Here is a 19,572-nt window from a genome sequence, read left to right on the forward strand (position 1 = left end):
AGGAGTCAAAGAAAGGCTACTCCTTGAGCAGCATCTCAAAGCCACCCCAGATCATCCTCTTGCCATCGAACGGCATATCGCCGAGAGTCTCGGGAACGGAAGGATCTGTCATGATAAACTGCATACCTTTATCACGCGTGGCCTTGTCCGGCCAAACGATCCAGGAAACCACCACAGTCTCATCGTCCTGGCGCTTTATCGCCATAGGCATGGAAGTAAGCTTACCTTCCGGGACATCATCCCCCCAGCATTCTACCAGCTCCAAAGCCCCCTGAGACTTGAACAGACCCGCCGCCCGGCGTGCATGCTCAAGATACTGCTGTTTCTTGGCGCTGGGAACCGGAGCGACCATCACATCGATATAACTCATTCTCGCCTCCTTTGCTATGTTATCCCTGAACTTGCATCTTCCCTTGCAAGTGTAGGAGGCGAAACGGCATTTTGCCGTCTGATCCAATGGTTATCTGTCAGCCTGTCAGTATTCACAACGGCAGGCCTGGTTCAACGCTTTACTTTATTTAGCCAAGGTTTGGCAAGGACTGACAGCGCTCAAGCCAAGAGCATTTGAAGCTTCAGGCATCAGATACTCAGATACTTTGATGCTCTACTCTGGAGGCGCTCAACAGGTTGTCATGCACGGGACAACGATGGCAGACAGTATCGAGAAACTGCTGCTTTTGTTCTGCAGTCATGTCGGCGTCAATATCGGCATCCAGGGTAATACGGCGAAACCCGACAGGATCCTCGCTGGCTTTCCCCAGCAAACCGTCGGAATTCATCTCGCCACGCACCTTGATGTTCATCCCCCTGAGATCGATTTTCTGCTCTCTGGCCACCATTCTGGCAATGGCAGAAATACAGCCCCCCAGAGAAAACAGGAAGGTCTCAAGCGGATTGGCTCCTTCGTTACCGGCCGTCGGTTGGTCAATGACCAAGGTATGCTCACGCACCTGCGCTGTCACTTTCCAGCCTTTACCCATTTTGGTTTCAAGTTCAATAATCTTTTCTGGCATGGTACACCTCTATCCATTAGAAAAATTTCATTGAGAATAATCTAATGATATATAGAATGCAAACCACCACAATAATAAACGCCAACTGGTTCACAATCGAAAACCCGGGCTTAGCGGCACTCGCTATGAGGGGATGCAATTTAAGCAAAAACACACACCCTTTGCGGAAGGTGTGGCCCGGGTATTTGCTGATTTCAGAGGCCTGTGATTCGACTCAGGGCACAGATGGGACTTGCTCGCATCTTCCCTAAGACTCAGGTACTATTTTTAACCTTTCCAAACCAGGCGACTCAATCAAAGGATGAGAATGAGATCTGGAATAATAGCTGTATTAACTTGTTTTATTTACATGTTTTCTTCAACACTGGCTTGGGCCGAAGCAGAGACAAAAGTCTTACTCGCCGCCGAAGACAGCTGGCCACCTTTTGCCGACAGAACCGGGCAAGGCTTATCCCACCAACTGATAACCGCCGCTTTCTCTATTGAGCATATTCAAGTGGAAAGCTTGGTAGTGCCCTATTCCAGAGCCTTGATGATGGCCCGTAAGGGACAGGTGCAAGGGGTGTTCAATGTGACCCGTGAGCGCAGTACCGAGCCGGATTTTCTGTTTGGTGAAGAGCCGCTGTTTGTTGCCAATGCCTCCTTCTACTACAACAGAAATCGGCCACTGAATGCCCAAAACAAATGGCAGCTACCCAAGGGCAGCGTCGTTGGGATAATCAAGGGTTACGAATACGGCGATGAATTTGCCAAACTGAGCCAACAGTTACAGTTGGTACCGGTAGCCAGCCAGGAGCAATTACTCAACCTCTTGCTGCTTAACCGCATAGATGCAGCCATTATGTTCGACAAGGTGGCCGAAGGCTTTATCAAACGTATGGGGGTTGAAGAGGAGATCCTACCGGCATTTTCCAATCACCAGAGCCGAATATTTCTGGCTTTTTCGCTGCAAAATGCCTCTTCTCCAAAGCTGGCCAAGGCACTGGATGAAGGACTGAGACAGATGAAACAAAGCGGTCAATACCAGCAGATCATCAGTAGCAGCCGCCTCTGAGCTGACCTTTGCCGGCGCGAGTGCTAAACTGCCGGGCGCGACTCAATTACAGGTATTTGCATGCAACTCAGCTTCAGCCCTTGGTTTCATTTTCAATTGCAGATCTACTACGAAGATACGGACTTTTCCGGCGTGGTGTATCACCCCAATTTTCTGAAGTACTTCGAGCGCGCCCGTGAACAGGTTATAGGTGCCAACGAACTGAAACGCCTGTGGCATTCGGATGGAATAGGTTTTGCTGTCTATCGCTCCGAGCTCACCTGTCAGGAAGGGGTCGAGTTTGCCGATATCCTGGATGTCCGTACCCGCTTTGCCTTCGAAAGCAAATACCGCACAGTTTGGGAACAAGAGATCTGGCGTGAAAACGCCGCCAGGGCGGCAGTCAGTGGCCGGGTTGAAATGGTGTGCATGAATAGTCAGCGCCAGCTTTGCCCTATGCCGGCGACACTACTCGAACAGTTGGGGACACAGTTAAGGGCATAGCAGCAGCAAGATTAGACCTATAGCCAATAGTTCAGCTCACCGTCTTGGTTTGCATGCTGTGCTTGGCGTACCAGTATTCAAGCTCAGGCGCCGTCTTGGGTTTGGCAACAATATCACCCTGCAGCTGATCGGCCCCCAGGGAGATCAGCATCTGTTTCAGCGCCATAGATTCGACCCCCTCGACAGTGACCTCAAAACCCAGTGACTTGGCCATCTGGATGCTGGCACGCATAATATGCTTGGCATTGCTGTTGCTGAGCAACTCTTCATTGAACGCCTTATCTATTTTGACTTCATCTACCGGCAGATTTTTCAAATAGGCCAGCGACGAGTGCCCGGTACCAAAATCATCTATCGCCAGACGAATGTCCAGTTGCCGCAGCCGCTCCAGGATTTTTATCGCCTGCTCAAGATCGGCCATCAGGCTGCTCTCGGTGATCTCTATCGCCAGTACCTCACCCGGCAACTGATACTCCTGCAGTTGGCGTTCAATCTCCTGCAGCATGCAGCCGTTGTTGAGATCCTGCGCCGAAAGGTTAAGCGCTATCCGCACCTTGAAGCCACCGCTGCGCCACTTGCGCTGCTGCATCATCACCTGCTCCAGCGCCCACTGACTCACCAGGCCTATCATGCCGGAATACTCGGCCAGTGGAATAAACTCGGCCGGAGAAATGGTGCCGAATTTGGGATGTTCCCAACGGATGAGCGCTTCAACCTGGCGACAAAGGCCACTGCTCACCTCTTCTTTGGCCTGATAAACCAGATACAACTGCCCTGTCTTCAACGCCTTGGGCAGGCTGTTGATGATCTCCAGCTCGCGCATTTGGATACTGTCTTCACCCGTCTGATAACCGGCCAGCAGATCACGGCTATTGCGGGCTTTTTTCAGCGCCAGATCCAGGCGGCGCAACATCAGGCTGAGATCGGTATGATGGGCATGCAAATCCAGATAGCCCATCTGAATGCGGATACTCACAGGCGTACCTTCAATATCAAAAGGCACCTGTAACCTGCCCCGCAGCCGATGCAGATCCTCTTCTGTCTGTTGCTGCTCAAAGTACAGCAGAAACTCATCTTCATTCATCCGCGCCAGTAATCTGGGCGCCTGCTGCAATCCCAGCAGGCGGTCTGCCATCTGCTTGAGCAGCTGATCGCCAAAGGCAAAGCCAAACAGGTCATTGACGTAACGGAAACGGTAGATGTCCAGCAGCACCATGGTGCCCTGTTGCAGCGGCATCAAGGCGGTAACGCTGCGCTTGAGCCCTACCCTATTGGCAAGACCTGTGAGTTTATCTTTCCCCACAGGTGGCGGAAGGGCCTGCAGCAACTTCTCCAGGCTATTGACCAGCTCATAGAAGGCGACCGGCACCCAAGGCAGTTCAAGTGGTGCGCGCGCTTTTATCTGATTGTCGAGTTGTTTTCCGAGCAGCTTGATAAAACGCCGCTCTTTTTGACGCTGGCGGCGCCACAAAAGGAGAATAAACACTGTGATTAACGCGATAGAAAGCAACCATGGGCCTATCATCAAAGCGGTATTCTCCCGTGAACGACAAAGATGGGTTAATTCAATACTTACTCATAGCTTTGCTTGATTGAATGGTACTTGTCCAGAAACTCATCACTGCCTAGCAGTTCGGCACTGACGGGCAAGCCCCTATCGACAAACACTTCCAGACGCTGTTCAAGCTCGGCGCCGGCTCGCAACTCCCCGGCATAGAAGGCCGCCGAGCGAATGAAGTCCAGGTAAGTCACATGATCCGGCAGATAGGGCAAATCAGCCCAGCGCTCGACCACTTCCATCACATCCGGGGCAAAGTCCCAGCTCTTGAGTACCGCCCGCCCTATGGGCCCTTGCATCTTGCGCACCAAGGCTCTTAGCTGATCTATGCTGCCAAAGAGCTCCGGATGAGCCTCGGCCTCGGTCAGTACCGGCAAGGCACCGATATTATGCACCAGCCCCGCCAGGGTTAAAGTATCATAATTCAGGCCGCTGCCCGGGTGGGTCTTGTTATAGATAAGCAGCATGGCGCCGGCCGCGGCGGTTACATCTATGGAAGTGCGCCACACCTCATCCATGACTTCCCACACCATCTCGTTGGTGGAGATGAACAACTGCTCCATGGCAATAGAGGTGGCGATGGATTTGATCTGCGCCAAGCCTATACGGGTTACGGCACTGTTGATGTTTTCCGCAGGAATACCCCGGCTGTAGAAAGCACTGTTGGCTACCTTGATCAAACGCGCCGATATGGCGGCATCCTGACCTATGATATCGGCAACTTCCCTCAGGCTTGAGTCGGGACGACTGACCACCTCCTGCACCCGCATGGCCACTTCCGGCAAGGTTGGCAGCACCAGGGTATCGTTCTTGAGTTTCCGCAACAAACCAACCAAGAGTTGATGTTCGGTAGACATGCACTCTCCAATGTAAAAAAACTGTTCAGATACTGTGACTCAGTATATCAGCAACCCCGGCAGCCGTGAGCGTAAAAAAACGCCAAGTGATATCAAGTTGCCGTAGTTGGCTACTGAAATCGACTGCCGGTCACTGTTTAATCGCCACCTTGTCCCAAATGGTACCAGAAGTCGCACCTTCCTTTGATAAGGCAAGGTTTCTTGTTGTTATGCCCATTGTGATTGACAGCCTATGTTTGGGATATTTGCATACCCCTACTTTAATTAAGTAAAATGCCGCCCCTGCTGCCAAGTCGTGCAACCGCCGGACTGCCGTTAATTGAGAGTAAATTATGTTTAAACCAGAGCTTCTGTCTCCCGCCGGGACCCTGAAAAATATGCGTTATGCCTTTGCCTATGGTGCAGATGCCGTATATGCGGGCCAACCCAGATACAGCTTAAGGGTACGTAACAACGACTTTAAGATGGAAAACCTGGCTACGGGTATTCAGGAAGCCCATGCTCTGGGCAAGAAACTCTATGTGGTCAGCAATATCGCTCCCCACAATGCCAAGCTCAAGACCTATATCAAAGACATGGAGCCTGTGGTCGCCATGCAGCCGGATGCCCTTATCATGTCAGATCCCGGTCTTATCATGATGGTTCGTGAAGCCTTTCCCGAGCAGGTTGTGCACCTGTCGGTACAGGCCAACGCCATCAACTGGGCCTCGGTCAAATTCTGGCAGTCCCAGGGGATCAAGCGCGTAATCCTCTCCCGCGAGCTGTCACTGGATGAAATCGAAGAGATCCGCCAGCGTTGTCCGGACATAGAGCTGGAGGTGTTTGTTCACGGCGCACTGTGCATGGCCTATTCCGGCCGTTGCCTGTTGTCCGGCTATATCAATAAACGCGATCCCAACCAAGGCACCTGCACCAACGCCTGCCGCTGGAAGTATGATGCTCACGAGGCCAAGGAAAATGAAACCGGCGACATAGTCGCAGTCAATCCGGTGCAGATAGAGCAGCCGACTTTGGGCCAGGGCCCAAGCAGCGATCAGATTTTCCTGCTGCAAGAAGCCAACCGTCCCGGCGAATATATGCCGGCCTTTGAAGACGAGCACGGCACCTACATAATGAATTCCAAAGATCTGCGCGCCATTCAGCACGTAGAACGCCTGAGCCGTATCGGCGTGGATTCATTGAAGATTGAAGGCCGCACCAAGTCATTCTACTACGTGGCCCGCACGGCGCAGCTTTACCGTCAGGCCATAGATGATGCCGCAGCCGGAAAGGACTTCGACCGTAGCCTGATGAACCGCCTGGAAGGCTTGGCCCACAGAGGCTACACCGAAGGCTTCCTGCGGCGTCATGTTCACGATGAGTACCAGAACTATGAATACGGCCACTCTATCAGTGACAACCAGCAGTTTGTCGGTGAGTTTACCGGTCAGCGTAACGCCGAAGGCCTGGCCGAAATCGAAGTGAAGAACAAGTTTTTGCTGGGCGACAGCCTGGAGATGATGACACCGCAGGGCAACATCAACCTGACATTGGAAAGCCTGCAAAACCGTAAGGGTGAAGCCATTGAGGCCGGTTTAGGTTCGGGCCATACCGTCTATATGCCGGTACCGGCCGATTTGGAACTGGACTCAGCCATCTTGCTGCGTAACTTGCCGGAGGGGACGGACACCCGCAATCCCCATGCCGAAACAAAAGCCGAAACCAAAGCCGCAACAAAATAAACCAGGCTTGATTGAAAACAGAGAAAGGCTGCCTTGGCAGCCTTTTTTATATGCTTTTTGCACACATTCACATTACCGAATACCACTGTGTTCTATATCGAATAGTCTCCTGCTACGGGGCGAGACTTATCAGGAGATCTCGGCAGCCGGTATACGGGCATTTTCACGGCGATTGGTCGCTGTGATAAACAGCAGGCCAATCACGGGAACCAGAATGGCAGCGAATGGGATCATATCGGCACCCACTTGGCTATCGAGCACCATGCCGCCGAGAAATCCGCCAAAGGCATTGGCCAAATTAAATGCCGAGATATTGGCGGTCGCCGCAAGCTCCTGACCATCGCCACCGTGATTCATGACCCTTAGCTGCATGGCGGGCACGTTGGCAAAAGAGGCGATACCGAAGATGAAAGTCGTCACGATAAACATCAGTTTGCTCTCAACCGTCAGGCCAACCAGCAGCAGAGAAACTATCATCGCCAAGGTCCAGAACACAGATGCCTTCTGCAGATCCTTGTCAGAGGAGCGCCCCCCCAAGGTATTGCCCACAATCAAGCCGACACCCACCACAACCAGGATCCAGGTCACCGCGCTTTCACCAAAACCGGTAACATGCATGGCAATGGGAGCCAGATAGCCGTAGAGGGTCATGAATCCGGACCAGGCAAAGACGGTTATCGCCAGGCTGAGCAGCAGCATGGGATTTTCAAAAGCCGCCAGTTGCGCCCTGACATCTTTGGCCTGACTGCTGCCTGTGGACTGGATCACTGTCAGGATGAAAAACAAGGCAACCAGACCCAATGCGGCAACGGTCAGGAAAGTGGTATGCCAACCAAATTGTAAACCAATCCAGGTTCCTCCTGGGACGCCAAGCACATTGGCCAGGGTCAGGCCGGCGAACATCTGCCCCACGGCTCGGCCGGCCATTTTTTCGGACACCAGATTAGTGGCCACCACGGCCCCTATGCCGTAAAAAGGACCTTGCACCAGGCCGCTGACAATGCGGCTTATCATCAAGACTTGATAGTCAGGGGCAAATGCCGACAACAGGTTGCCGGCAATGAACAACACCATCAAACCGGCCAGAACTTTCTTTTTGTTGAAACGTGCCAGGTAGATGGTGAGTATCGGCCCACCAAATACTATGGCCAGGGCATAAGCACTGATGAGATAGCCTGCCTGCCCTTCGGTAATTGACAATGAGGCGGCCACTTGGGGAAGTATACCGGCGATAACAAACTCGGCTGTGCCTATGGCAAATGCTGCAAGTGTCAAGATCCAGACCTGCAGCGGCATTTTTTGCTTGTTCATAATGAAATTTCCTGAGCTTTGAACGATGTCGGCTTGGCGCAGACACCGCACTATTGTTGTTGGGAATCGCTTTGGTAAAAGACGCTTAGTTGAGCAGCGCCCCGCCGTCGACATCGATAACCACGCCCGTCATATAGGGGTTTTGCAGCAATAACAGGTAGGCCATGGCGATATCAGCAGTCTGGCCAATCCTCTTTACCGGCAAGGCCGCTTCGGCGCGCTGATACATGGTGTTTCTGGCTTCGTCTGACATGCCATGGTGCGCTTGTGTGTCAGTCAACCCGGGACTGACGGCATTGACACGAATCGGAGCCAACTCCTTGGCAAGCACTCGGGTTACGGCTTCTAAAGCGGCATTGATTGCCGTTTTCACATAAGTCGCGGCAACCACTTTGCGCGCCAACATTCCGGAAGTCAGAGTGATGGAACCACCGTGTTTGATGTAACGTGCAGCCTGTTTGGCAGCATTTATTGCGCCCCAAAACTTGGTATCGAAGGCGGCTTTGGCCTGAGCCAGCTCAACATCAACCACCCTGCCTGCCGGAGCGAAGGAACCTGCGGTAATGATCAGGTGATCGAAGGCACCTACTGATTCAAAGAAGTGATAAACAGATTGCTCATCGCTGATATCCAGCCCGGTTCTACGACTCGCAACATGAACCTGTGCCCCTTCGGCCCTCAATTGCCCTGCGAGTTCTGCGCCTATGCCGGATGTTCCGCCTATAACCACATAAATTTGGTTGTCTGTTTGCATTGTGTCTGTCTCCAATTACTAAGATGGAGCCAGTATATTTGTTGGATAAATTTTGATAATTGGTTAGCATTTGAATTAATTATTCAGCTCAACCAAATAATAAGCGGGACAAGTGGACAAATTTGCAGACATGACCTTGTTTGTCAGTATCGTCAAGAATCAGGGCCTGGCCGCCGCCGGTCGGGAATTGGGCTTGTCGCCGGCGACAGTCACCGCCAGATTGCAATCCCTTGAGGAGCGCTATGGTGTCAAGCTGCTGAATCGCAGCACTCGTCATATCTCCCTCACAGATGCCGGCGCCCTCTATCACCAGGCCAGCCTTGAAATAATCAACAGTGTCAAAGAGACGGAAAACCTGTTGCAAACCGGTACCAAAGAAGTACGGGGGCCATTGAAAATCTCGGCGCCGCGGGACATAGGCAAACAATATGTGTCGCCGATACTGACGGCCTTTACTGAGCTTTACCCGGATGTCATCCCCTACCTCTATCTGAACGACAATCTCACCAACCTGGCCGAATCCGGATTGGATATAGTGATACGTTATGGTGAACTGGCCGACAGCAATCTGATTTCCCGCAAGCTGGCTTCCAGCAGAAGGGTTTTGTGCGCCTCGCCCGACTATCTGGCCAAAAAAGGCACACCCATTACGCCGCAGGATTTGGTCGGCCATGATTGCCTGGCCATGATCCGCAGTAATGAAGAGCTGAAAACCTGGCATTTTCAGGATGATGAAGGCTACAAGGCCATCACAGTTGTGCCCAAACGCTTCTCGGACGATGGTGAAGTGATCCGCCAGTGGGCGCTGCAAGGTGCCGGCATTGCCCTGAAATCAATTCTCGATGTACAGAAAGACATCAAGCAGCAACGTCTGGTTACTGTGCTGAATGGCTATATGAAAAACTTCAGCGCTTCCTCCTCGGCAACTGGGGCTGATTTGAATGTTATTTACTTGAGTCGACAATACCAACCCAAGCGCATTCGCCTGTTTGTGGATTTTTTGATTGAAAGATTTCGCACCCAAACCCAAGAAAGTTCGCTGTCGAATTGAGACTTCAGGCAGGCAAAGCCTCAAACCTATCTTTGCGGTGCCGCCCGGCTCACACTAATAGTGTTGCTCACAGGCACAGGCCCTGTGATAAAATCTGTGCTATGACTTAGTTTGGGCTGCACTTGCTACTGTTTTGTGCGCCAAGCGTTGACCGAAAACCTGCAAGACAGGATAAGTAATTCCGAGGTAATACAAGGCAATGGCCTTAATCATTGATGACAGCTGCATTAACTGTGACATGTGTGAGCCCGAGTGTCCCAACCAAGCCATCACTATGGGTGAAGAGATCTATGAAATAGATCCGACGCGCTGCACCGAATGTGTTGGCCACTATGACAATCCAACCTGTGTTTCTGTCTGCCCTATAGACTGTATCGACAAGGATCCCGAACATCAGGAAACCCAAGACGAATTGCTGGTAAAATACGCTCAACTGACCGGCAAGCTATAAGGATAAAATGATGAAAACATTACTGCTTCTTGCTGCATTACTCAGTCTTGGCGCCTGTGCCGAGCTCAAGGAAACCGGCCGTACCATAGGCCATACCACCAGAGACGTGACCAAGGAGATAGGCCACACCACCCGGGATGTGACCCGTGAAATCGGCCACGCCTCCCGTGATGCCGCCAAATCGGTCAAGGAAGAATTGAAAGACTGAGCACGCCAGCCAACCGGGCAAAGCTCAGCCTGGTTGGCAAGCGCATTCAAACATCAGAGTTATCAGGCGGCATTGGCCCGCATACCGTGAGGCACGGGCAAGCCGGCTTCATTCACATTGACGAAGACCATCTTGTCAATGCTGACAATAGGCGCCAAATTCAGTTTATTGCGCACTTCGCAGCGAATGGTGATGGAAGTATGCCCCAGGCTGATAAGCTCAAGGCCAAATTCAATCACATCCCCAAGCTTGGCCGGGGTCATAAAGTTGATTTCCGAGATAAGCTTGGTCACATGGCTGACACTCTTCATCTGGCATGCGGCGAAGATGGCCGCTTCCTCATCGATCCAGCTCATCAACTGTCCACCGAACAAGGCTCCCGCCGGGTTGAGATGTTCGTGTTTAACCAAACGCCGACTGTAGTATTTCATGTTTGCGTCCTCGCATTCGCCTGTGATTGGAATTCTCACTTGAACTAAAGCAAATTGGACGCCAAACATTCAATCAATATAATTCAATAAGTTACACCACACTTGTGTTCATAAATGCCATTGCGATGCACCAGGATCACTCCTGCTGCACCGTAATGGACCGTGCTCAAACCTGGCTGAGCACCCGCTTGAAGGCCTGTAGAGTCTTATCGATATCGGCAGCGCTGATATCTTTGTGAGTCACCAGGCGTAGTTGCCGAGCGCCGCTGATACGTACTCCTTCCTGCAACAAGCCTTTGACCAGAGCTTCAATATCCACTGCATCGGCCAAAGTGGCAAACACCATATTGGTTTGTACCTGGCTCATATCCAGTGCCAGCTCATCCAACTGACTCAAACCTTCGGCCAAAACCTTGGCATTGGCGTGATCTTCCGCCAAACGCGCCACCTGCTCAGTCAAGGCCAACTCAGCTGCAGCAGCCAGGATCCCGGCCTGGCGCATCCCGCCACCCAGCATCTTCCGCCAGCGACGCGCCTTATGAATAAGCCGCTCATCCCCGAGTAATAAAGAGCCAACCGGCGCCACCAACCCCTTGGAGAGACAGATGGATACCGAGTCGAAATATTGGGTTATATCGGCTATCTCCAGTCCTTGCGCCACGGCGGCATTGGCCACCCGGGCACCATCGAGATGGATTTTCAAACCGTGATTGAAGGCCAGCTGCTGCGCCCTGGCCAGATATTCCTGCGGCAATATCTTTCCACCTATGGTGTTTTCCAGGCTTAATAGACGAGTGCGGGCAAAGTGAAAATCATCGGGTTTGATGGCAGCACGAATATCTTCGAGCGCTATGCTACCGTCGGCCTGATTATTCAGTGGTTGAGGCTGAATACTGCCTAACACGGCCGCGCCACCGCCTTCAAACTTGTAATTGTGGGCTTGTTGGCCACACAGGTATTCATCGCCCCGCTCGCAGTGGGACATGAGTGCCAACAGGTTGGCCTGAGTGCCCGAGCTGGTAAACAAGGCACTGTCAAAGCCGAACATCTCGGCGGCCATGGCTTCCAGGCGGTTAACCGTCGGGTCATCTCCGTAGACGTCATCGCCTACCTGCGCGGCCGCCATGGCCTGGCGCATTGCGGCAGTAGGTTGGGTCACGGTATCGCTTCTGAAATCTATCATCTCTCCCCCATATCACATCCAGTTGCCCCGCATTAAGATACATGGGGCCAAAACACTCTAGCGCCGCTCGGCTTGACTGTACAGCACCAGGAGAGCAAAGCTAAATAACTGGACTTTTTACCAAATTGACACCCCCAAACAGCCCAAACAAAACGAGAGAAAGACAAGTGTACACATTAATCAGTAATCCTCATACCAGATAAAAAATAAAACCATTTAAAATCATAAAAATACACAAACAATAAACAACAAAAAATAATCAACCATAAATAAAACTAATCCAAAAATTTAAATAAAATCACTGTTAAACTGCGGTATTTTCCGGCAGAATTCTGATCCTTTGTTATTTTGATGCGAATATTATGCAAGAAGCTCAGTTTATCGCCATACTTTGGCTGATTGGTGTACTGGCCGAAGCAATGACCGGCGCATTGGCGGCGGGTAAAAAACAGATGGATCTCTTTGGCGTGGTAATTGTGGGGTGCGCTACCGCCATAGGCGGCGGCACGCTCAGAGACATGCTATTGGGTAACTACCCGCTGATCTGGGTAGAAAACTGGCATTATCTGGTGGCTATCGGCTTTGCTTCACTGTTGACTGTGATAATTGCCCCTGTAATGCGTTACCTGTCAAAGCTGTTTCTGGCAATCGATGCCCTTGGCCTGGCTGTGTTTTCCATTGTCGGAGCCCAAAAGACCCTGCTGCTGGGTTTCAGTCCCGTAGTGGCTGTGGTAATGGGGGTGGTTACCGGGGTTTTCGGCGGTATTATTCGCGACATTCTCTGTAATCAGATGCCGCTGATCTTTCGCAAGGAGCTGTACGCAGTGATCTCCATCATCACTGCCGGGCTCTATGTATTTTTGTCGCAGTGGCAACTGGCCGAATGGATCAATCTCAGCCTGTGTCTCACTCTGGGTTTCAGTTTGCGGATGCTGGCCATCAAGTATCACTGGGCCATGCCAACCTTCGACTACCAAACCGGCTCAGATCCACATCTGGACTAAGTGAGCAGGTAGCCCTCTAAAACTGAAAACGCCTGCACACAAGCCGGCGTTTTTACATTCAGCCCTTGCTGATTTCGCTCAAGGCCTTGAGCGCCGCGTCATAATCAGGATGGTGAGACACATCTGCCACCAGCTCACGGTACTTGAGCTGGCCATTGGCATCTATAATAAATATCGCTCTGGCCAGCAAGCCTCGGTTAGGGATCAATAGACCATATTTATTACCAAAATCACGCCAGACTGAGTCTGATAATACCTTGATTTTATCGACATTCTCCACCTTGCAGAAACGTTTCTGGGCAAAGGGTAAGTCCTCACTGACAGTCAACATGACCACAGAATCATCAAACTTGCTGAACTCCTTATTGAATCTCTTGGTCTGCAGGGCACAGACGCCGGTATCCAGACTGGGAACCGCACTGATAAGTACTGTCTTACCCTTGAAGTCACTTAAAGTCACTGGGGCAAACTTGTCATCCACCACCTTAAACCCTGGTGCAAGCTGGTTAAGCTCGGGCAACTTACCCATCAAGGTGACACTCTGGCCGCCCATTTTGACTTCGGCTGCCACTTTCCCTTCTGCCGCCATAGCCGAGGCGCTCGCCAAGGCCAATACACACACGGCGCTCCACTTTGTCAGTTTCAACATAGTTTTCTCCCTCAATCCCGGTTCAAATTCATCCTGGCTAATATAACGCATTGTCAGAATACAGGTAAAAAAAGACCGGCATCTGCCGGTCTTTGTCCAAAGCTGAACTTACTTGGAAGGCAGCTCTTTGACATGCAGATCCATCTGAGGATATGGAATGCCAATGCCGTTTTCGTCCAGAGACTGTTTAATCTGCTCCATCAGTTCGAAGTAGACCCCCCAGTAATCAGCGGACTTCACCCAAGGGCGAACCACATAGTTAACCGAAGAGTCAGCCAGTGTGTGCAGACCCACAGTATAGCCAGGCTCTTTCAGTACTTTCTCGTGGTTATCGAGAATGCTTGTCAGTATTTGCTTGGTATGACGGATATCGGCATCGTAAGAAACCCCAATCACCAGATCGATACGGCGCTTGTCCATAGCAGAGTAGTTGGTGATGCTACCATTCATGATAGTGGAGTTGGGCACTATGATGACCTTGTTGTCCGGCGTTTTCAGGCGGGTAGAGAAGATGGTGATTTCATCTACAGTACCGGCAACACCTGCGGCTTCAACATAGTCACCCACACGACAAGGGCGGAACAGTACCATCAAGACACCGGCGGCAAAGTTGGACAGTGAGCCCTGCAGCGCCAAGCCCACGGCCAAACCGGCGGCACCGAGAACTGCAACCAGAGAAGCAGTCTGAATGCCTAGCTGCCCCAAGGTAGCGATAACGGTAAATACAAACACCACGGCCCAAGCCATGTTGGCGACGAAGGAAACCACTGTCTGATCTATCTTGCGCTTGCCCAACATTTTAGCCGTGACTTTCTTGGCCACATTGGACAGATACTTACCGACAAAGAAAATGACAATGGCAAGCAGTATCTTGATGCCATAGGCCGCGATTAACTCGGGCGCTTGTTTGAACAGCCCTTCGAGATTTTCCATTGAAATACTCCCTTAAAAACCTTATTTAACTTACTTTTTTAAATCGACCACAAACTCAACCCTACGGTTAAGGCTGCGACCCGAGACACTGGTATTATCGGCGGCAGGCTGCTTACTGCCATATCCGCGGGTTCTGAATTGCGCCCCCGGAAAACCATAATCTTCAATCAGTACCATTTTGGCACTTTCGGCCCTGGCTTCAGACAAAGGTTGATTTATGGCATCTGAACCGCTGATGTCGGCATGTCCTTCAATGCACAAGTTTACCTTATATTGATGAAGAAAAGCTTTCATTCTGGCAAGTTGCGGCCACTGAGCCAAGGGGATCTGCGCCGAACCCAAGTCAAAATACAGCCTTACTGGATTGGCTGTACCGCATTTGGGGGGATAGACACCACCTGACGTTGTCGGTAAACAGATATCCGTCAGGGAGACGGCCTTGTCCAAGACACAACCATTGGCGCTCACAGCTACCTGTGCCGGGGTATCGGGACAGGCATCTTTAGCGTCAGGGACACCATCACTGTCAGAATCTTCCCAGGCAAGTACAGCGCTGCTCAGCAACAGCAGAGGAATAAACCCCGCCAAGCCCAAATAACGGTTCACTCAGGCCTCCCTAACTATCAATCCTTCATCTGTATAGATGAGTTCCAGGCAGAACACAATCCGCCGCCGGTTCACTTGGCTTTAGTGCGCCAAGTCACAGGTCACTTGCTAACGCATTGTATAATCGTCTGTAATTTTAGCCAAGATAAACCAGTATCTGCGGCAAAGAGTCGCTACTACAGCAGAAATCTCCTACATATAGTTGCCTTTTTATTAAACACCTTGCTGATATGGGCCGACATACTTGAGCCGCAAACTGTCATAGAACCAGTTAAACAAGGGGTTGTAGCAAAAGAAGAACACCAGAATACCGGCCTCGATAAAGAAAGCGTTGAGCAAGCTGGTTTCCAGCGCCCAAGCAATAGCGGGAACCGTCACCAGAATGAGTCCGCCTTCAAACCCCAGGGTATGCAATAACCTGAGCCCAATACCACGGGCATCACGGTTATTGCCATAAAGCCGGTCAAACCCCAGGTTGTACAAGTAGTTCCACACAATGGCACACAAACTTAAGAAAACACTCACGCCTGCCATGGTGCCCACTGCGCTGCCTGTGGCCCAGGAGGCAACCGGGATTAATAGAATAAGGGCTATGGCTTCGAATAGCAGCGCCTGAAAAATACGTTCTTGAGTAGTCATGCTTATTTCCATTCTGATTAACAGGCCGCGGATTATCATCTATCATCAAGATACCTAAAAGTTAGATACCATCACCAATAGTGATATGTTAACCACAGAACAATTGGAAGCTTTTGTCGCCAGTGTCGAGACGGGCTCCTTTTCAGCCGCCGCCAGACAACTGGGTAAAGTGCAATCCGGTATTAGCCAGCAGATAATGAATCTGGAGCTGGATACCGGGCTACAACTCTTTGACCGCAGCGGTCGTTATCCCCAATTGACCGCGGCTGGGTATCACCTGTTGCCCTACGCCAAAGCCGTGTTGGCTCAGCACCGCAGATTGGCTCAACAGGTATCCGGTTTGGGCAGTGACACATCAATGGAAGTGATTCTGGCGGTTGATGAAGGGATCCCCTACAACCGCCTCGGCGATCTGCTCAGGCAACTGGAGCTAGAGTTTCCGCAAATTTGCCTGAGTTTGCTGTGCGCCTCGAGCAAAGATGTGATTGCTCTGGTCAAGGAAGGCAAAGCCACTTTGGGCCTGCTGTTTAGTGAACCGGTTTACCCCGAAACTCTGGACTTTGAAACCATAGGCACTGTGACTTTTGAGTTACTGGTCAGCCCCAAACACCCCTTGGCCGAGATACGTGCCATGCATACGGATATTCTCAAACTGCACAGACAACTGGTCATAGGCAGCAAATACTCGAGTAATTTCTGGTTCGATCAGGTGCACTCGCCGGATGTTTGGTTTGCCGACAACTATTACGTCCTGTTGGAGCTGGCCAAACAAGGGTTTGGTTGGGCACTGCTGCCAAGGCCTTTGGCTCAGGAAGCAATGAGTAAGGGGGAATTACAGGCCGTAAAGCTGGATTTTGAAGTAGGCGGCTGGCAGGCCAATGTGGATGTACTCCAGTCATCGGCCAGTCAGGTGTCCAGAGTCAATGTCAGAATGCGGCAACTACTGCGTGAACTTCTTAAAAAACAATAAAGCGGCTTTATGCCGCTTTATTCCAATATTGAATTCCTACAATGTGCCCGCGTGGATCAGAGGTTATTTTTCCACCTTGGGCGGGAAGTTGCTCATTACACTGGCTACCGCCTCGTTAACCTTGGCAATTCGCTTTTGCGGAGTATCGCTATCACGAATGGTGTCAGCCACTGAGCCACGCCAGATGAGCTTGCCGGACTTGGCGTCGACCAGATCCACAATCAAGGTACCGACTTCATATTCGCGTACTGTGGTTTGGGTCTGCATATTGCCGCCCCAGCCCCAACCCGGCCCCCAATATGGGTTGTAACCATAGTTGGTGTTGAAAGTGTCGACATTGATTTTCTTGTCTACCTTGGTCAGATAGTTAACCAGGATATCGGCGTTTTCCTTGGTAGCAATCTGCAGGCCCTTTTGTGCCAACTGCCGATCCAAGGCATCACGTACTCGCTGATCCATCAAACCATCCAGATGATAGCTGGTGTCTTCGGATTGCTTTTCCACCCAGGCATAACTCTTGTACTGGCTAAAGTTCACACCCGGGTCATAATCCCAGCCAGTATTCAGTGTACTACAAGCACTTAGCATCAGTGCCATTGCGGCTGTTATCAGATACTTCATCGAAATTTCCTCGTTTACCCAGGCCAGGAAACGGCCATAAAAACCCATGAAATCAGCTTACATTTCAATCTTCTGCTCTACAACCGAATTTAACAAAATTTAGTTTACCGATTCAGCTTGACTTCAGCATGGCACCAAATGATAATGATTATCATGTAGATTAGATAGTGAATGACTCATGCTTTGGTATCTCGCATTCTTTATTATTGCCAGTGGCGTTTTGCTGACTCGAAATTCTCTGCTGCAACAGGCGCAGGAACTGGCCGGAATAGGCAGCATCAATCAAGCCAGGCGTTTGCTTATCCTGCCGCTGCTCATTCTCGGTTGGCTCGGTGCCAGATTGGTCGAGCAACAGATTTCACCTTTTGATCTGGCCGCTTTCGGCTTCGTCCTGACGACACTGACACTATTGGTGCCCAAGCTAAGAATACTGATGCTGCCCTGCGCCTTTTTATCTGTGGTGGCAGTGCTTGGCGGAATACTGCTTTCCTGACATCTTCTTGTGATTGCCGGCGTCCAAGCCGGTGGCTGATATTGTTCCCTGCACAATTTCAGTTTTTTACCAGCCACCTCAATGGTGGCTTTTTTTTGATTTCAGCGGCTTGGAGCAAGCCATTGGGCGCTTAGGCTAAATCTGCTAGACTGCGCCCATAAGCCATAGATCAGCATCAACAATGAAAACAGATCCCAATGTCAGTTTGGTATACAGTACCGACAAAGGCCGTATTAGCCAGCCCAAGGAACAAGCCACCATCCCGACATCCGATGGTATCGTCCGGATCCACAAGGACAGCAAGGGCCGCAAAGGCAAAGGTGTTTCAGTAATCAAGGGGCTGGAACTGGATGCCAAGGCGCTGAAAGATCTGGCGCAAAAACTCAAGAAGCAATGCGGTTGCGGCGGCACAGTAAAAGCGTTCGACATCGAGATCCAGACCGACAATCGTGAGCAACTCCAGGGCCTGCTGGAGAAGCTGGGCTACAAGGTGAAGCTGGCCGGCGGCTGACAGGCAACAAGTACCAGGAGCAGTATGATGGACAGTTTGCAAAATCATTTTCTTATCGCCATGCCTTCGCTCGATGATACTTTCTTCGAGCGTTCGCTCATCTATGTGTGCGAGCACGACAGCAAGGGCGCCATGGGACTCATGGTCAATCGTCCCATAGGCATTGAGGTTGATGAGTTACTGCTGCAGATGGAGCTGGCAGAAGAGGTATCTCTCAAGCCTTCAATAGACAACAGCGTACTGGTAGGCGGTCCGGTGAACCCGGAGCGGGGCTTTGTACTGCACAGCAGTCAACCCTATTGGGCCAACAGCACTGCCATCAATGACGAGATAATGTTGACCAGCTCACGGGATATTCTCACCTCTCTTGGCACCTCAAAGGCGCCGGAGCATTTTCTGGTGGCGCTGGGATACGCGGGTTGGAGCCGCCACCAGCTGGAACAGGAACTGGCGGAAAACAGCTGGCTGACCATTCCCGCCACACCCGAGATACTGTTCAATACTCCCCATGAGCATCGCTGGCTCAAGGCCACCCAATCACTGGGATTCGATATCTGGCAAATGTCCAGCCAGATGGGACACGCTTGATTACAGAGGCAAAATGACTGCAAAAACCGTACTGGGCTTCGATTTCGGCACCAAAAGCATAGGCATAGCCATAGGTCAGCAGTTGACCGGCAGTGCCAGCCCACTGACATCCATCAAGGCAGTGGATGGTATTCCCGATTGGCAGCAGATAGCGGCTTTAATCGAAGAATGGCAACCGGATCTCGTGGTGGTGGGGCTGCCACTCAATATGGATGGCACAGAGCAGGAGATGACCCAGAGAGCCCGTAAGTTTGCCAACCGTATTGCCGGGCGCTTCGGTGTCAAGGTGGCCACCCAGGATGAACGTCTGACCACGGCCGATGCCAAGGCCAGATTATTTGAACTCGGTGGCTTCAAGGCGCTGACCAAGGGCCAGATCGATGCCGTCTCTGCTGTGCTGATCATCGAAAGCTATTTCGAGAACCAGTACTGAAACCTCTGCGGCTTAAAGCCCCCCGGGGAGTTCAAGCCGCAGCTGGCCCA

At 51.4% G+C, this 19,572-nt stretch carries 25 protein-coding genes; 12 read left to right on the forward strand and 13 right to left on the reverse strand.

Annotated elements, in window-relative coordinates; translation table 11 throughout:
* Positions 1-16: 16 nt before the first annotated feature.
* Both HCX89_RS03150 and HCX89_RS03155 read right to left on the reverse strand, forming a co-directional pair.
* Entirely contained in the window at positions 17-370 is a 354-nt protein-coding gene (locus tag HCX89_RS03150) for a DUF1428 domain-containing protein (protein WP_025887599.1), read from the reverse strand.
* 217 nt (positions 371-587) lie between these two features.
* On the reverse strand, positions 588-1,013 hold the full coding sequence (locus tag HCX89_RS03155) for an OsmC family protein (protein WP_045282530.1): 426 nt from the start codon (positions 1,011-1,013) through the stop codon (positions 588-590).
* Between the two features lie 349 nt (positions 1,014-1,362).
* On the opposite strand from HCX89_RS03155, the gene HCX89_RS03160 reads away from it, so the two are divergent.
* Positions 1,363-2,067 carry an ABC transporter substrate-binding protein gene (locus HCX89_RS03160; protein WP_025009440.1) on the forward strand — a complete coding sequence of 235 codons (705 nt, stop codon included), beginning with the start codon at positions 1,363-1,365 and terminating at the stop codon, positions 2,065-2,067.
* A gap of 60 nt (positions 2,068-2,127) precedes the next feature.
* Positions 2,128-2,550, forward strand: coding sequence for a thioesterase family protein (locus HCX89_RS03165; protein WP_093983558.1), 423 nt, complete (start codon positions 2,128-2,130; stop codon positions 2,548-2,550).
* 31 nt (positions 2,551-2,581) lie between these two features.
* On the opposite strand, the gene HCX89_RS03170 is transcribed toward HCX89_RS03165, so the two are convergent.
* The gene (locus HCX89_RS03170) at positions 2,582-4,075 is read right to left on the reverse strand and encodes a bifunctional diguanylate cyclase/phosphodiesterase (RefSeq protein WP_025887593.1); all 1,494 of its coding nucleotides are present in this window, start codon (positions 4,073-4,075) and stop codon (positions 2,582-2,584) included.
* A gap of 47 nt (positions 4,076-4,122) precedes the next feature.
* Positions 4,123-4,965: an HDOD domain-containing protein gene (locus HCX89_RS03175; RefSeq protein WP_025887591.1), complete on the reverse strand. Its 843-nt coding sequence runs from the start codon at positions 4,963-4,965 to the stop codon at positions 4,123-4,125.
* 332 nt (positions 4,966-5,297) lie between these two features.
* On the opposite strand from HCX89_RS03175, the gene yegQ reads away from it, so the two are divergent.
* On the forward strand, positions 5,298-6,686 hold the full coding sequence (gene yegQ / locus HCX89_RS03180) for a tRNA 5-hydroxyuridine modification protein YegQ (protein WP_025009443.1): 1,389 nt from the start codon (positions 5,298-5,300) through the stop codon (positions 6,684-6,686).
* 129 nt (positions 6,687-6,815) lie between these two features.
* On the opposite strand, the gene HCX89_RS03185 is transcribed toward yegQ, so the two are convergent.
* Both HCX89_RS03185 and HCX89_RS03190 read right to left on the reverse strand, forming a co-directional pair.
* A complete protein-coding gene (locus HCX89_RS03185) occupies positions 6,816-7,997 on the reverse strand; it encodes an MFS transporter (RefSeq protein ID WP_167715037.1) in 1,182 nt (393 codons plus the stop codon).
* A gap of 85 nt (positions 7,998-8,082) precedes the next feature.
* Entirely contained in the window at positions 8,083-8,751 is a 669-nt protein-coding gene (locus tag HCX89_RS03190) for an SDR family oxidoreductase (RefSeq protein ID WP_093983560.1), read from the reverse strand.
* A 112-nt stretch (positions 8,752-8,863) separates the two neighbouring features.
* Between HCX89_RS03190 and HCX89_RS03195 the strand changes: the two genes are divergently transcribed.
* The 3 genes from HCX89_RS03195 (at position 8,864) to HCX89_RS03205 (ending at position 10,461) form a co-directional block, all read left to right on the forward strand.
* Positions 8,864-9,802: a LysR family transcriptional regulator gene (locus tag HCX89_RS03195; RefSeq protein WP_167715039.1), complete on the forward strand. Its 939-nt coding sequence runs from the start codon at positions 8,864-8,866 to the stop codon at positions 9,800-9,802.
* 199 nt (positions 9,803-10,001) lie between these two features.
* A complete protein-coding gene (locus tag HCX89_RS03200; RefSeq protein WP_025009446.1) occupies positions 10,002-10,253 on the forward strand; it encodes a YfhL family 4Fe-4S dicluster ferredoxin in 252 nt (83 codons plus the stop codon).
* A 7-nt stretch (positions 10,254-10,260) separates the two neighbouring features.
* The gene (locus tag HCX89_RS03205) at positions 10,261-10,461 is read left to right on the forward strand and encodes a hypothetical protein (RefSeq protein WP_025009447.1); all 201 of its coding nucleotides are present in this window, start codon (positions 10,261-10,263) and stop codon (positions 10,459-10,461) included.
* Positions 10,462-10,523: 62 nt separating this feature from the next.
* On the opposite strand, the gene HCX89_RS03210 is transcribed toward HCX89_RS03205, so the two are convergent.
* The gene (locus HCX89_RS03210; RefSeq protein WP_025009448.1) at positions 10,524-10,892 is read right to left on the reverse strand and encodes an acyl-CoA thioesterase; all 369 of its coding nucleotides are present in this window, start codon (positions 10,890-10,892) and stop codon (positions 10,524-10,526) included.
* 166 nt (positions 10,893-11,058) lie between these two features.
* A complete protein-coding gene (gene ltaE, locus HCX89_RS03215; protein WP_167715041.1) occupies positions 11,059-12,075 on the reverse strand; it encodes a low-specificity L-threonine aldolase in 1,017 nt (338 codons plus the stop codon).
* Between the two features lie 362 nt (positions 12,076-12,437).
* On the opposite strand from ltaE, the gene HCX89_RS03220 reads away from it, so the two are divergent.
* Positions 12,438-13,079 carry a trimeric intracellular cation channel family protein gene (locus HCX89_RS03220; RefSeq protein ID WP_025887582.1) on the forward strand — a complete coding sequence of 214 codons (642 nt, stop codon included), beginning with the start codon at positions 12,438-12,440 and terminating at the stop codon, positions 13,077-13,079.
* A 58-nt stretch (positions 13,080-13,137) separates the two neighbouring features.
* Here HCX89_RS03220 and tpx read toward each other — a convergent pair whose 3' ends face one another.
* From tpx to HCX89_RS03240, 4 genes are all read right to left on the reverse strand, one after another.
* Positions 13,138-13,728 (reverse strand): thiol peroxidase, encoded by a 591-nt coding sequence (gene tpx / locus HCX89_RS03225; protein WP_096141497.1) that lies wholly within the window; start codon positions 13,726-13,728, stop codon positions 13,138-13,140.
* Between the two features lie 108 nt (positions 13,729-13,836).
* Positions 13,837-14,661, reverse strand: coding sequence for a mechanosensitive ion channel family protein (locus HCX89_RS03230; RefSeq protein ID WP_025009451.1), 825 nt, complete (start codon positions 14,659-14,661; stop codon positions 13,837-13,839).
* 30 nt (positions 14,662-14,691) lie between these two features.
* A complete protein-coding gene (locus HCX89_RS23065) occupies positions 14,692-15,267 on the reverse strand; it encodes an OmpA family protein (protein ID WP_083390265.1) in 576 nt (191 codons plus the stop codon).
* Positions 15,268-15,480: 213 nt separating this feature from the next.
* Positions 15,481-15,906, reverse strand: a complete 426-nt coding sequence (locus HCX89_RS03240; RefSeq protein ID WP_025009453.1) for a PACE efflux transporter — start codon at positions 15,904-15,906, stop codon at positions 15,481-15,483.
* An 85-nt stretch (positions 15,907-15,991) separates the two neighbouring features.
* Here HCX89_RS03240 and HCX89_RS03245 point away from each other — a divergent pair, with 85 nt between their 5' ends.
* Positions 15,992-16,876, forward strand: a complete 885-nt coding sequence (locus tag HCX89_RS03245; RefSeq protein ID WP_107005683.1) for a LysR family transcriptional regulator — start codon at positions 15,992-15,994, stop codon at positions 16,874-16,876.
* A gap of 63 nt (positions 16,877-16,939) precedes the next feature.
* Here the strand turns inward: HCX89_RS03245 and HCX89_RS03250 are convergent, their stop codons facing one another.
* On the reverse strand, positions 16,940-17,497 hold the full coding sequence (locus HCX89_RS03250) for a DUF4136 domain-containing protein (protein ID WP_025009455.1): 558 nt from the start codon (positions 17,495-17,497) through the stop codon (positions 16,940-16,942).
* 178 nt (positions 17,498-17,675) lie between these two features.
* Here HCX89_RS03250 and HCX89_RS03255 point away from each other — a divergent pair, with 178 nt between their 5' ends.
* The 4 genes from HCX89_RS03255 to ruvX all read left to right on the forward strand — a co-directional run bounded on the left by HCX89_RS03255 (position 17,676) and on the right by ruvX (position 19,522).
* Positions 17,676-17,990 (forward strand): hypothetical protein, encoded by a 315-nt coding sequence (locus HCX89_RS03255; protein WP_025009456.1) that lies wholly within the window; start codon positions 17,676-17,678, stop codon positions 17,988-17,990.
* A gap of 181 nt (positions 17,991-18,171) precedes the next feature.
* Positions 18,172-18,501: a stress response translation initiation inhibitor YciH gene (gene yciH / locus HCX89_RS03260; protein ID WP_107005682.1), complete on the forward strand. Its 330-nt coding sequence runs from the start codon at positions 18,172-18,174 to the stop codon at positions 18,499-18,501.
* A gap of 27 nt (positions 18,502-18,528) precedes the next feature.
* Positions 18,529-19,089, forward strand: a complete 561-nt coding sequence (locus HCX89_RS03265; protein ID WP_062793315.1) for a YqgE/AlgH family protein — start codon at positions 18,529-18,531, stop codon at positions 19,087-19,089.
* Positions 19,090-19,102: 13 nt separating this feature from the next.
* Positions 19,103-19,522 carry a Holliday junction resolvase RuvX gene (gene ruvX, locus HCX89_RS03270; protein ID WP_025009458.1) on the forward strand — a complete coding sequence of 140 codons (420 nt, stop codon included), beginning with the start codon at positions 19,103-19,105 and terminating at the stop codon, positions 19,520-19,522.
* Positions 19,523-19,572 lie beyond the last annotated feature (50 nt).

It is taken from the genome of Shewanella sp. Iso12, from assembly GCF_012030025.1.
Taxonomy (GTDB): Bacteria; Pseudomonadota; Gammaproteobacteria; order Enterobacterales; family Shewanellaceae; genus Shewanella; species Shewanella algae.

Excerpts from the sequence above, each read along its gene's own strand:
- HCX89_RS03150 (WP_025887599.1), bottom strand. The coding sequence starts at position 370 with ATGAGTTATATCGATGTGATGGTCGCTCCGGTTCCCAGCGCCAAGAAA.
- ruvX (WP_025009458.1), top strand. The coding sequence starts at position 19,103 with ATGACTGCAAAAACCGTACTGGGCTTCGATTTCGGCACCAAAAGCATA.
- HCX89_RS03160 (WP_025009440.1), top strand. The coding sequence starts at position 1,363 with ATGTTTTCTTCAACACTGGCTTGGGCCGAAGCAGAGACAAAAGTCTTA.
- HCX89_RS03170 (WP_025887593.1), bottom strand. The coding sequence starts at position 4,075 with ATGATAGGCCCATGGTTGCTTTCTATCGCGTTAATCACAGTGTTTATT.
- HCX89_RS03220 (WP_025887582.1), top strand. The coding sequence starts at position 12,438 with ATGCAAGAAGCTCAGTTTATCGCCATACTTTGGCTGATTGGTGTACTG.
- HCX89_RS03255 (WP_025009456.1), top strand. The coding sequence starts at position 17,676 with ATGCTTTGGTATCTCGCATTCTTTATTATTGCCAGTGGCGTTTTGCTG.
- HCX89_RS03265 (WP_062793315.1), top strand. The coding sequence starts at position 18,529 with ATGGACAGTTTGCAAAATCATTTTCTTATCGCCATGCCTTCGCTCGAT.
- tpx (WP_096141497.1), bottom strand. The coding sequence starts at position 13,728 with ATGTTGAAACTGACAAAGTGGAGCGCCGTGTGTGTATTGGCCTTGGCG.
- HCX89_RS03210 (WP_025009448.1), bottom strand. The coding sequence starts at position 10,892 with ATGAAATACTACAGTCGGCGTTTGGTTAAACACGAACATCTCAACCCG.
- HCX89_RS03245 (WP_107005683.1), top strand. The coding sequence starts at position 15,992 with ATGTTAACCACAGAACAATTGGAAGCTTTTGTCGCCAGTGTCGAGACG.
- HCX89_RS03240 (WP_025009453.1), bottom strand. The coding sequence starts at position 15,906 with ATGACTACTCAAGAACGTATTTTTCAGGCGCTGCTATTCGAAGCCATA.
- HCX89_RS03175 (WP_025887591.1), bottom strand. The coding sequence starts at position 4,965 with ATGTCTACCGAACATCAACTCTTGGTTGGTTTGTTGCGGAAACTCAAG.
- HCX89_RS03205 (WP_025009447.1), top strand. The coding sequence starts at position 10,261 with ATGATGAAAACATTACTGCTTCTTGCTGCATTACTCAGTCTTGGCGCC.
- HCX89_RS03165 (WP_093983558.1), top strand. The coding sequence starts at position 2,128 with ATGCAACTCAGCTTCAGCCCTTGGTTTCATTTTCAATTGCAGATCTAC.
- HCX89_RS03230 (WP_025009451.1), bottom strand. The coding sequence starts at position 14,661 with ATGGAAAATCTCGAAGGGCTGTTCAAACAAGCGCCCGAGTTAATCGCG.
- HCX89_RS03190 (WP_093983560.1), bottom strand. The coding sequence starts at position 8,751 with ATGCAAACAGACAACCAAATTTATGTGGTTATAGGCGGAACATCCGGC.
- HCX89_RS03250 (WP_025009455.1), bottom strand. The coding sequence starts at position 17,497 with ATGAAGTATCTGATAACAGCCGCAATGGCACTGATGCTAAGTGCTTGT.
- HCX89_RS03200 (WP_025009446.1), top strand. The coding sequence starts at position 10,002 with ATGGCCTTAATCATTGATGACAGCTGCATTAACTGTGACATGTGTGAG.
- ltaE (WP_167715041.1), bottom strand. The coding sequence starts at position 12,075 with ATGATAGATTTCAGAAGCGATACCGTGACCCAACCTACTGCCGCAATG.
- yciH (WP_107005682.1), top strand. The coding sequence starts at position 18,172 with ATGAAAACAGATCCCAATGTCAGTTTGGTATACAGTACCGACAAAGGC.
- HCX89_RS03185 (WP_167715037.1), bottom strand. The coding sequence starts at position 7,997 with ATGAACAAGCAAAAAATGCCGCTGCAGGTCTGGATCTTGACACTTGCA.
- HCX89_RS03155 (WP_045282530.1), bottom strand. The coding sequence starts at position 1,013 with ATGCCAGAAAAGATTATTGAACTTGAAACCAAAATGGGTAAAGGCTGG.
- yegQ (WP_025009443.1), top strand. The coding sequence starts at position 5,298 with ATGTTTAAACCAGAGCTTCTGTCTCCCGCCGGGACCCTGAAAAATATG.